Raw genomic sequence first — 12,148 nt, 5'->3', positions numbered from 1 at the left:
CTATAAGGATGTGTACTCCATCTATTCAAAAGAAACTAACCTCTTTCCCGGTCTGTTCTTCATACTCTTTCACAAATCCACTACTACTGTTCGCCCTTACAAGCGCTGAACCATATCCCGGTACAACTTCTCCGGCTTCCAGTTTTCTAAAGCTCTCAATCTTACCGCCAGCCTTTACGATTGTTCCTGCATTAACGTGACAGCAAGCACCTATTTCTACATCGTGATCCACAATAGCACCAACTGAAATAATACAGCCTGCACCAATATGACTATTCGCATTCACAATAGCTTTCGGCTCCACAACTGTACCGATGTCTATCTTTGCTGTTCTGCTGATATAAGCGCTCGTATGAATCAGAACCGGAACGGTAAAACCGTAGTCCTGTAGCTTTTGAATCAACTCTCCGCGCAGCTTATTGTTTCCAATTCCTACAAAAGCTTCGCTGTATTCATCTTTGAACTTTTCAATTTCAGATACTTTTCCGATTGACTCAGGAACGTTGTCATCCAGAAAAGCGACTTCTTCATATCCGATATCTTTGGCAACCTCAGCCACTACCTTTCCATGACCGCCTGTACCTATAATCAGTAAACTTTTCATTGTTTTTATCCTTTGCGATGTTCTATCTATATCTGTATGGTTACCCACATGGGGGTCTTTCCTATATGGTTGCGCTGTGTTCTTACACAACATCTTCCCGTCTATATTCATTAAAAAGAAACTCCCGAGATTCCGCAGCATCTTTAATTATCACTGCATCATACTTACGTAAATTGCTCTACGTTCATCAATCTTAACGGGACTTCTATAGATGCGACCTATTACTCCAGCTCTAATATTGGGGAACAATTCAAAATTCTTCAAATGCTCCCAAATCCATATTTCAATTCCCGTACTCTGTATCATCAAACACAAAACAGCATTTCATAAACCGCCTGATTCACCGCTCCTCCAAAGGCCATATCCTTTTATGTAACATTTCATCCATCAAGCGCTCCTTTACCAGTATCAGGCTTTCCGTTGTTACTATTCACGATCCTGGGGCCGCGCTAGTAACGGCATCTAGGTCATTTTAAGTCACCTGCAGCGAGGACCCAGATATGACTAGGCTCCATCACTTTAACTGCTCGGGTGCCGTGCAATGGGGTGAACAGTAACTTTCCGTTTATCATCTCTCCAGCAATTTCTTCTGTCAGATGCAAAGTAACAGTATTCACAGACAAAGCAACTGCATGATTGCCTTTTTATAAACAAGACTCTCAACCTCGCTGAGCCCATCGTTTCAAACTCAACGAATGAGCTAGTCTCATTCCATCTTTATCCTGTTTATAAGTTGGCACCACTTTCTCCACCAACTTACAAACATCTTCCATATTGTTATAACTTGCCTCCGCCAACTCCTCCAAGTCCCCCAAAAACTTCTCAAGATCAAACAGAATCGGCTTCCCAATATGTATCAGCCTATTCGGCGTAGTCTTCATCCCTTCCTCCGCCATCAGCTTCTCTTCATAAAGCTTCTCCCCAGGCCGCAGCCCCGTATACACAACCGATATATCTACGTCCGGCTTATACCCCGACAGCTTTATCAAGTTCCTTGCCAGCGTATCGATTTTTACCGGCGCCCCCATATCCAGTACAAATATCTCTCCGCCTTTGGCATAGGTTCCCGCCTGCAATACAAGACTCACCGCCTCCGGTATGGTCATAAAATACCGGATGATATCCGGATGGGTGACCGTGACCGGCCCGCCCGCTTCGATCTGTTTCTTAAAAAGCGGGATCACAGATCCGTTACTTCCCAAAACATTTCCAAACCGAACCGCTACAAAATCCGTAGGCTTCCTCTGGTTCTCTTCCTGTTCGGAAAATCTTTCCCTGGTAGCTGCAGCCATTCCATAATCTGCATCACCATCATGTCCGTTCAAATCCGGCAAAACAACCGGCATCCCCTGCTTGCTCAGCCTGTCCATGGTCTGGATCACCATCTCACAAAGCCTCTTGCTGGCTCCCATAATATTTGTAGGATTGACCGCCTTATCCGTACTGATCAGCACAAACTTCTCGCACCCACTCTGCAGAGCAGCGCTGGCAGTCTTATATGTTCCCAAAACATTATTCTTGATAGCCTCACAAGGGCTGGTCTCCATCAAAGGCACATGCTTATGGGCCGCCGCATGATAGACCACATCAGGCCTGTACTCGGCAAACACGCTGTTGATCCTTCGACTGTCCCTCACCGACCCTATCAAAACAACCAGATCCAGCTTAGGATACTTTCTCCTCAGCTCCTGCTCTATGTCATAGGCATTATTCTCATAAATATCAAAGATGACCAGCCGCTTCGGACCATGCGCTGCGATCTGCCGGCACAACTCACTGCCAATAGACCCTCCTCCGCCTGTAACCAGGATCGTCTTATTTTGCAGCGCGTTAAAAATCTCCTCCATATTGACCTTGATCGGATCCCTTCCCAGCAGATCCTCCACCGCCACATTCTTCATCTTGCTGATCGCCACTTCCCCATTCACCAGTTGGTAAATGCCTGGAAGTATCTTCAGCTCACATCCTGTCTCCTTGCAGATATTTAAAATATCCCTCTTCTCCTCAGCGGACGCGCTGGGGATCGCAAGCAGGATCTGGTCGATCTTATATTTCTCTGCACTCAGCAGGATGTCATCCCGGTTTCCAACAATGGGGATCCCTTCTATGTAACGCCCCGTCTTGTTCGGGTTATCGTCTATGATACAGCAGACCTTTGCCTTCACCTCGCTGGCCCGGTTCAGATCCCGTATAATAATCTGTCCCGCTGCCCCTGCTCCGATGAGCATGACCCGGTGAAGGACTGCGTCCTCCTCGCTCTGTTTGTTCCGGCTACGCTCCAGCAGGATAAACCGGTAAGAAAACCGCACCGCCACTGCAAACACAAACTGCAGCATAATCCCAAACAGATAATAAGAAATGGGCATCCTCTTAAAGATCAGGGTGATCCCAATAATCTGGAACAGCCCGGTGACCACGTTAGCCGCCCCAATCCGGAACAGCTCACTGAAGCTGGCAAACCGCCAGACACTCTTATACAGCCTCAGCGTCCAATAAACCACAATGCTGAACAACGTATACCATGGTGCAAATTTCAAAAACGCCCCCAGATAAACATCCGGGATCAGAGAATACCGGCAGTCAAACCTGACCCATAAAGCCAAAAGATAAGCCGCATTCACAGCTACAATATCGTATAGCATCAGCCACAGGGCGATGGCCTGCCAGTGTTCCATGACCTTTTTCTTTTTACCGGCCTTGCGAAGCAGTTCTTCCTGTACTCTGTCTCTTTCCTCATTCACCTGCGCCGCTTTCCATTTCCTCTCCTCTTCGCTGGTCATGCCAGGGGCATTTCCTGTCCCCATGTCATTTCCCGCGTCCTTACCGCCTCGAATAAACGCCTCCTGCTCATCATCCTCTCTCCTTCTGTTCCCGGAATTGATCTTTGCCAAAGCAAATACCATCACAAACAGGAACAGTACCAGCAGAAGCAGCAGCACAATGATTATCTGCCACATATTATCTCCCCTCGTATTTCCAAAACTTTTAAAACTTTTCTTTTTACAGATTTTTAATTATTTCATTTACTTTTACTGCTTTATTTTTGTTGGTTTACTTCTATAACGCTTTACTATTATTGCGTCATCTTTATTGCTTTACTTTCATATCTTTCTTTTATTACTTTGAATATTGTCTGTCCAACTGCGAACGGACAATTCTCTGCTGACCCCTTATGAAGCCAGCCGGCGATATTCCACCGAAGAACAAACGCCATTGGCATCTGCCCTTTTCCGGTTTCCCGGTATCTATATAAGAGTGAAAAACACACCTATATCCAATTACTTCATCTGTTTTTTTCAAAAACAACTTATACATCCTAATAAATATTATTACTTATCAATTTTTAATTTTATTTAAACAGCCTCTCTTTTTCCTGAAATCTTCCTGACATTTTCTCCCGAGATTTCTGGCGCTGTTCAGAAAGCGGCTGCCTTGATGACCATTTTCACATAAGTATTGGCTTCCCTGTTTTTTTACATTTCCGCCGCATATGGCACATTGGCTGCTTGTATGATCTGCGCTGTGTTCCAGTACAATAATCCCTGCCTCCCATGCCTTATACTTCAAATACTCTCTTATCCTGTTGCTCAGATGCAACGGTGTAAAATTTCCGGAACGGTATTGTACCATTCTGCTGAAATCAGCATCATACAAGGGCAGGACTATCACTTTTACCTCTTTTTCCACACAGAAGTCCACAATTTCACGGCTTGCTTTGTGTGAATAGTATTCAGACAGGTTCTTTAGATGTATATAATATTTTTTGTTTGGCAGTTCTACATTGTCTTTGTCCGTATATTGTCTGGAAAAATTTATTTTATCCAGAAGACGTCTGCATTGATGGCGGTATGCATCACCGCCCCGGCAGGTGCGGACTGCCAACTGTTTTCCTTCTCCGTCCAGCACACAGCACATGGCAAAAATATCTGTATTTGTAAATTGAATGCTGCAGATATTGTCACCGCTATTCATGCGTTCTTTGGCATTTCTGGCATCTGTTGTTTCCTGTTTTATGGGAACATGAAGCCAGTTAAATTTGCCGTCCAGAACAACTGACGGGGATAAGATCACTGCATTTTCCGGAAATGAAATTCCCTTCAAACGGCATTCCATCCAGTGCCAACTGCTGCCGTCCCACACTTTGAGTGTGATTCCTGTGTCCGTAAACTCCCGATACATCCCTTTAAAATAGGTGAGAGACGCCTCTATGGTTTCCGGCAGAACCAGGTTAAATTCTTCCTTTTTATCCACAGACTTGCTTAAGCCAAGATGACTCTTCAGACATCCTATGGCTTTATTGATGGCAGAGCGTCTGAAATAGAGCGGAACTTTTGTAAACGGAAGGGGGTATACTGGCTGCCTTCCATCTCTGCCCTCTATTGTCAGACATTCCAATTCCCTCTGTGTCTGGAAAGAATTCAAATTCCAAAGTTCCTCCCGCTGCAAAAGCAGGTGATAATAAAAATTCAGAACCTCCCGATAATACCTCTCTGTACTGGCAAACCATTCCGGATGGGCACATCGAAGCTGATATTTTATTGTCTTAATGCAGTATCCTGTTTTCATCCATTTACCTGTTTTTCCATATGTCGCATTTTTCTAAGAAATGCGGCATTATAGAAAAAAGCCGGCTAAAATGGCACTTTTAAAGCATCTGACCATTTTACTGACCACTTATTTTAAATTAAGGGGATCTTAAAAGAGAAGTGGATGTATAAAAAGACATCTAATTCCAGTTCCATTTGGAAATAAGACACAGATAAAATAAGATTGAGAATTTAATAAATATGTACCATTATTTTGACCACTTATAGAGAATTTCTTTGAGCTTTAAAGGAACTTTCATTCTCTTATGCCTTAGAATTGCCTTAATTGCCTTAGAATCATGGATTACGAAAAGAAATCATATAAACCAAAACTCCCGTAAATATATTTTTACCAAAGACAACACCAGGCCAACTGAAAATCTGCTATATTTTTTTTGCATATTGACTTTATCAGCTTTTAGCGTTAAACTAGGATACGACAAAAAACAAAAATAAGTATTTTGTTAATACTTTTTTTGCGATTCATCTTGCCGCATTTCTTAGAATATTACGTCAGAAATAGTATGATATCCTGGTATTTTTCGCAAAAACCGATATTTTCTCTCAATTAAACCCATACAAAAAAACATAGAAAAAAACCGATACGCATCCCATCACAGAAACACGCACCGGCTCAATAACCTTTTTTAATTTTTCATATAATCGACAGTGATCCCCTTCTCCCAATAATACGGTTTGACCTGTACGATTCCTTTCTCATGTCTCCCGTAAACCTTAATCTTCTTCTCCACTCCCGGAAGCAGGTCAAAGTAATTATCCTCAAAAAGCCAGCCAAACTCTTGGCCGTCTTCTCCTCCGCACAGTTCCACACATCTTGCAAAGGTATCTGATTCCAGCACAAGCATTCCCGCCTCAACTCTGCAGGATAATTCTCCTCTGTCCGGAAAAGAAATCCTTCTTTCCATTTCCGCATAATCCACTGCTTCTGCCAGCATTTCGCCTTGCCCGTCCACTGCACGCGCTGCAAGAACACAATCTTTTTTAAACTGTCCAAAAACATCCAGATCCCCCACCTGCACTGACTCATCGGGACCGCAGAAAAATGGCATTGTCATTTCACGTTCCACCCTGTTTTTTGTCAGGCTGAAAAGCTGTACTTTCACACTTCCTTCTTTTTTCCCGACTGTGTCGTTTACAGCCCACAAAGTAATATGATTTCCAATAGAAAAAGAAATCTGAAACGGTTCGTAGGCTCTCTTCAAAGCATAATATGCCCGCATAGGCTCATTAAAATAGTCCACAACCCCGTAAGAAATAATATTGCTGTTATTATTGAATTTCCAAAGCAGATGCCCTTTTGTCTGCCGCTTCCTGTCTGCATCGGTCTCCGATCTTCCCCGCCGGAATCGCTCCACATCTCTTCTGATATACTCACTGTGAGCCATGCCGATACGGTAAATAAGTTCCTCCGCATTTTCCGCATCATAATAATGCTCCACAGGCCCTAATTTAACTGCCCCGTCATTGGTATTATGCAGATTCCACGTTTCTGGCCAGGCCAGGGGCTTTCTTTTGGTACTGATATTCTGATACCCGGCAGGCCATAATTCCTCCGGCACCATCATCCTTTTCATGGTTTTCAGTTCAGGGGCCGAAACTCTGCAGTTTTCACTTAGAAATACCGGATATTCCCTTCCCGGTACAAACCACAGATGGGTATATCCATGGGTATCTCCTCCGGACGGATCATTGGAAAATGCACCTCCGGACGGCGAGGAAATATGATAATATCTTCCGGCATCCAGTTCCCGGCAAACCTCCGGAAAAATTTCACAGAAGATTTTTTCTCCAAAACAATACGCTCCCTCATACTGCATATCCCGGGACCAGTACATTTCATTTCCCCCGCACCAGAGAAGGATAGATGGATGATGCTTCAGTCTTTTCACCAAATATTCCGCCTCCCGTCTGCACATGGAAAGCATTTCCTCCTCCTCACTGTACATATGGAAACCCAGGTAAAAATCATGCCACAGCAGTATTCCCCTTCGGTCACACGCATTATAAAAATCATCATCCAGGATCTCACTCTCACCCCAGATGCGGAGGCAGTTGAAATTCCCCATTTCAGCCAAATCCAGCAGTCCATACAGCTTCTCTTTCACTCTGCCGTAACATCCGGTCATGGTATCTGCATGTGCCAGGTTTGCCCCCCATAGTTTCAGCGGCCTGCCATTGACCGTAAATTCCATATCCCCTTTCTTTTCAATCCTTCGGAAACCAAACTGCCGTTCATAAGTATCCAGAACAGCCTCTCCCACCTTTTCTGTCACATGTAAATGGTAAAGATTGGCTTCCCCGTGAGAACGCGGCCACCATAATTTCGGATGCGGCACAGTGATCTCCAAATATTCCGTATGTGCTTTTTCTGTACCCTCACATACAAGATCTCCCTGCATATCTGTTATCCTATACTCCAGCATCCGATCCGTCTGGGGATGAAAATAAGAAAAGTCGACCCGCACGCGCCCCTCCTCCCAATTTTCTCCCAAGCTGATATCCATAACCCCTTCCCGGATTCCATCCTGCTCCACCTTTTCCAGATAAATATCTCCGTAAACTCCCATTCGGATCAGATCCGGTTTTGGTCCGGAAAACTCATGATAGCCGGAGCGGAAAACCCTGGCTTTACAGAATTCCGGTACTCTGTCTTTGTATTTTTCCGGAAGTGAAATCTTCTCAAGCTCGGGCCTGGGTGGATTCACTCTCAATTCCAGGACATTTTCCTTCTTCATACAGGGAACTTTTTCAATAACCAAGGGCATATACACACTTTTGTTTTCCCCTGCCAGTTCATTGTTCAGATATATATCAACAAATGTATCAAGCCCCTGAAAACGAAGGTTCCATTCTCCCGAACTATCTTCCACCTCAAACTCTGTTCTGTAACACCATTGTGTCTCCCCAATCCATTGATCTTGATTGATCCCTGTAATATTCGGATTGGAAATCAATTGATGATCCAGCAGAATATCATGGACCTGACTCGGCATTTCTTTTATTTCCAGCTCTTTTTCATCCGGCCCCTGTAGTTTCCATTCTTTCCTTATTAAAATGCGTTTCATCTGCTTCCCCTCTCCACAGTCGACAATCCCGCCGCTGCCCTATATGTTCTTTCCTATAGCTGATTTTTCGTAACAGTTCAGACAGGTCTGCGCATTTACTGTGCTGACCGTACGAAAAAGTAGTGCCAGCTTTATCCGGCCCATCGTGAAACGATTCTTAATGGCTGGATGCGTAACGGTTCAGCTTGTCTGAACTGTTACGATTTTTCTGCAGCACCCATACTGGGATTTCACATAAAGCGTCCCGTACTCCTTATTCCCCAGAACTTTCACCTTTTTCCTTTGTCCCGGAAGCATATCAAAATAGTTATCTGTGAACAGCCAGCCGAACTTGTCTCCATCCTGTTCACCGGCAATCTGTACACAGCGCGCAAACCGTTCTGCTGTGATCACCAATTCATCCCCGCTCAGTTCCAATTTTAAATTGGGTTCCGGAAATTCCAGATGTCTTTCAATATCTACATAATCAATACATACCACCGGCTCCTCTCCATCCTCTCTGCAGAGAACCGCAAACAAAATACAGTCCTTTGAAAAAAAGTGAAGATCCGCCAAATCATCAACCGGTACTGCATCACCCTGAGTCACGGTTATTTTTTTCTCTTTTATCTTTTCTGTCTGCCCGCTTATCAAGTTGAGAATTCCATATTTAACAGTTCCTGATACGTCTGCTGCAGAGTCATTGACACCCCACAGACGAATGCTCTCCTCTTTCTGAAAACACAGCAGCACCGGTGAAAATACCCGTTTCAGAGTGTAGTAGGGAATATAACCTTCCTGGAAAAAATCAATGGCAGCACAGTAGATCTTAGGCCATGTATCCACCAGTTTACAGGCAAAATACCCTTTAGAACGCCCGGAAAACACTTCCGGATTTCTGCTTCCGATCCTTACCTGCACGCCGTACCTCCTGATTTCTTTTCCATAAGCGGCACCGAAACGATACAGGAGATCATCTGCATTCTCTGCATCGTAAAACTCCCAGTAATCTCCGGTTTTCCGCTGTCCCTGTGCTGAGATATGACTCCGTTCCACCCAGGTATCCGGCATAATATTTCCGTTTCCGGGCAAAACCTGTCCTGTAAATCCTTCAGGCCAAATGCTTCCCCGGATCATTTTTTCAAGACTGTGTCTCACCGGAGGCGCCGTTCTGATATGCTCACTGATAAAATTCGGATAGGATTTATAAGGGTATTCCCACACACAATCATAGGTATGCAAATCTCCCTCCCTCGGGTCATTGGCCCACTCTCCCCCATACGGGGAATTGGGATGATAATATCTGCTATTGTCAAGGCGCTCCACAATCTCCGGAAAATCCTCCAGAAAAATCTCTTTTCCATAGGGAAAACATCCCTGAAATTCAGCTCCCATTAAGGTTTCGTTCCCTCCACACCACAGAAGCAGGGAAGGGTGATGCCTGAGCCGTCTCACTAGATATTCTGCTTCCTTTTTGCAGAAATCCCTTATTTTTTCACTGTCAGGATAGGCGCCATGTCCCAGAAAGAACTCCTGCCAGACAAGGATTCCCCGTTTGTCGCATTCATCATAAAATTCATCCGGCAACGGTATGCCTTCTCCCCAGATACGAAGCGTATTCATATTGGCATTCTCCACCATCTCGAACAGACGTTGCTCCCGCTCCGGCTGATAACAGTGGGTGTACCCCTGCAGAGGATCCAGGCTTCCGCCAAATAATCTGACCCTTTTGCCATTGATACAATATGCAAAAGGTACTTCCATCCGGATTCTGCGAAATCCTATCCTTTTCAGTATGCGGTCACAGACTCTCCCATCCTTTTGGATTTCGATACTTATTTCAGCCAGATTCTGTTCCCCGAACCCTCTGGGCCACCATAAAGGCGGCGTATCCACTGCTATTTCTTCCCGGATATGCCAGCCGTCACAACTTATATCAGGACTGAAACTCTGTCTCCCGTTTCTGCTCTGTGTTTCGACTCCGCATTCCCCGGGAAACTCCCAGTATACCGTCAGGGTATCCGGTCTGCCTGTGCCTCTCATCTCTATAGTGAGCACGCCGTTTCCATCCTCTTTAAGCCCGGCCTCTATGAAATCTTCCTTTATCTCTTCCTCCTCATGATACACCAGAAAAACCGGACCATAAACGCCTACCGGTGTAAAGTAAGGTACGGCCCCCTGATAGTTACTTCCCTTTTCTATTTTTTCCGGCGGAAAATCGTGGATCGGTTTCCTGACCGTTTTGCAGCGCAGCACAGAACCGTTCCATTTATCCTCCCACTCCTGTTCCTTCATATAAGAAATAGGACTGATAAAATGCAGATACAAGGTATTCTTTTGTTCCAGTATATCTGTGATATCAAACTCTGCAGGAAGATAAAAGTCCTCACACCTTCCCAGTTTTATGCCATTAAGATAAATATCAGCTATGGTATCCAGCCCCTGAAACCGTATCCGGCATTTTCTGCCTTTTTCTCCTGAAAAGCTGCATCGGTATATCCAGTCCGATTCTCCTATAAAAAGCGCTTTCTCACACCATCCAAGCCTGAATTCTTCCGGCAGGAAACCATGGTCATACAAAACATCCTGTACCTGTGCAGGCATCTTTTCAATGGATATCCAGTCCCTCTCCCAAACTGACCGTTCCTCAACAAACGTCCTATCCGGTTTCCTTTCAAATATTTCTTCAACCGATATCCGGTCCGTTTCCTTACCAACCTTTTTCAGACTCCACCCGCTTACCAGCTCCACGTTTTTCATAAAATATTACACCCAATCAGAACACAAACCCTTCTGTCCCTTTTAATTTTTCCATCACGCTGGCATCCAGCACAATCCCACTGGCAGATACATTCTTTTTGACCTGGGATGCATTTTTTGCACCCGGGATCACACAGGAGATTCCCGGATAGTTCAGGGCATAGGCCAGGGCAAGCTGTGCCATGTTCTGTACAGGCTCTTTGACACAGGCACGGATGATCTCCATATCCTTTTCCACTGCTGCAAAACGCTCTGCCGTCCAGAATCCTGCCCTGTTGTCTCCCTGTAAAAACTTAGTGTCCACTGCATATTTTCCGGTCAGAATACCGCTTGCCAGAGGCTGGCTGGTGAGAACCGGAATATCTCTCTGTCTGGCAATTTCCACTACTTCCAGATTGGATTTATTTAGGATATTGAAGGGGCATTCCAGCGCCTCGATGACTCCTTCTTTATCCTTCTCGAAGGCATGAAGGGTATCCGCAGCGCCCCACATGGCAAGCCCGCAGAATCTGGCTTTTCCTGACTGCTTCAGCTCTTTCATGGTATCCAGCACCTGTTCTTTGTCCTGCCATCCGGCATCCGGTACATGAAGAAGGTAGACGTCCACATAGTCTGTCTGCAGTCTTTTGAGACTCTCATCCAGGCACATTTTCAGATATTCTCTGGTGAAATTTTTACTTCTTTCGGGCACCCGGAAATTAGTACCGCCCTTTGTTACGATCACCGCTTCGTGGCGTTTCCCTGCTAAAAATTTACCGATCAGCTCCTCACTGTGCCCGTTTCCATAGGAATCACAGGTATCAAACAGATTCACACCTTCCTCCCATGCACATGCAAGTGCCTCCATGGACAGGGCATCATCACAGCCTTCTCCCCATCCGGAGCCGCCGATAGCCCACGCGCCAAACCCGATTTCTGATACCTTCAACTCCGTTTTTCCAAATCTTGTATATTCCATAGTTCATTCCTCCAGATTTTTATTTTTTAAATTGTACTCTAATGCCAGGCGGCATTTCCGAACAATACGCCATGACAGGCGGCATTTCCGAACAATACTCCATAACAGGCGGCATTTCCGAACGATACGCCCGGATTGCCATTCCCGCGCCGAAGCGCGGCCGCTTGCGATCATC

The 12,148-nt window shown here is 45.1% G+C and carries 6 protein-coding genes; all 6 read right to left on the bottom strand.

The genetic code is table 11. The features are described from left to right. Positions 1-25: 25 nt before the first annotated feature. Positions 26-715, bottom strand: coding sequence for a PglD-related sugar-binding protein (locus CI595_RS12850; protein ID WP_095173677.1), 690 nt, complete (start codon positions 713-715; stop codon positions 26-28). 548 nt (positions 716-1,263) lie between these two features. After that, a complete protein-coding gene (locus CI595_RS12845; protein WP_408608197.1) occupies positions 1,264-3,279 on the bottom strand; it encodes a polysaccharide biosynthesis protein in 2,016 nt (671 codons plus the stop codon). Between the two features lie 661 nt (positions 3,280-3,940). Further along, positions 3,941-5,170 carry a zinc ribbon domain-containing protein gene (locus CI595_RS12840; RefSeq protein ID WP_095173673.1) on the bottom strand — a complete coding sequence of 410 codons (1,230 nt, stop codon included), beginning with the start codon at positions 5,168-5,170 and terminating at the stop codon, positions 3,941-3,943. Between the two features lie 667 nt (positions 5,171-5,837). Continuing rightward, the gene (locus CI595_RS12835; protein WP_095173670.1) at positions 5,838-8,276 is read right to left on the bottom strand and encodes a glycoside hydrolase family 2 protein; all 2,439 of its coding nucleotides are present in this window, start codon (positions 8,274-8,276) and stop codon (positions 5,838-5,840) included. Positions 8,277-8,456: 180 nt separating this feature from the next. Continuing rightward, a complete protein-coding gene (locus CI595_RS12830; RefSeq protein WP_095173668.1) occupies positions 8,457-11,015 on the bottom strand; it encodes a glycoside hydrolase family 2 protein in 2,559 nt (852 codons plus the stop codon). A gap of 16 nt (positions 11,016-11,031) precedes the next feature. Then, complete coding sequence (locus CI595_RS12825) at positions 11,032-11,973, bottom strand: aldo/keto reductase (protein WP_095173666.1); 942 nt, start codon at positions 11,971-11,973, stop codon at positions 11,032-11,034. Positions 11,974-12,148: the final 175 nt, after the last annotated feature.

The organism is Blautia hominis (genome assembly GCA_002270465.1).
GTDB classification, from domain to species: Bacteria; Bacillota; Clostridia; order Lachnospirales; family Lachnospiraceae; genus Blautia; species Blautia hominis.
Note: the sequence above shows the minus strand (reverse complement) of the source record. Positions and strands in the feature narration are given on the sequence as shown.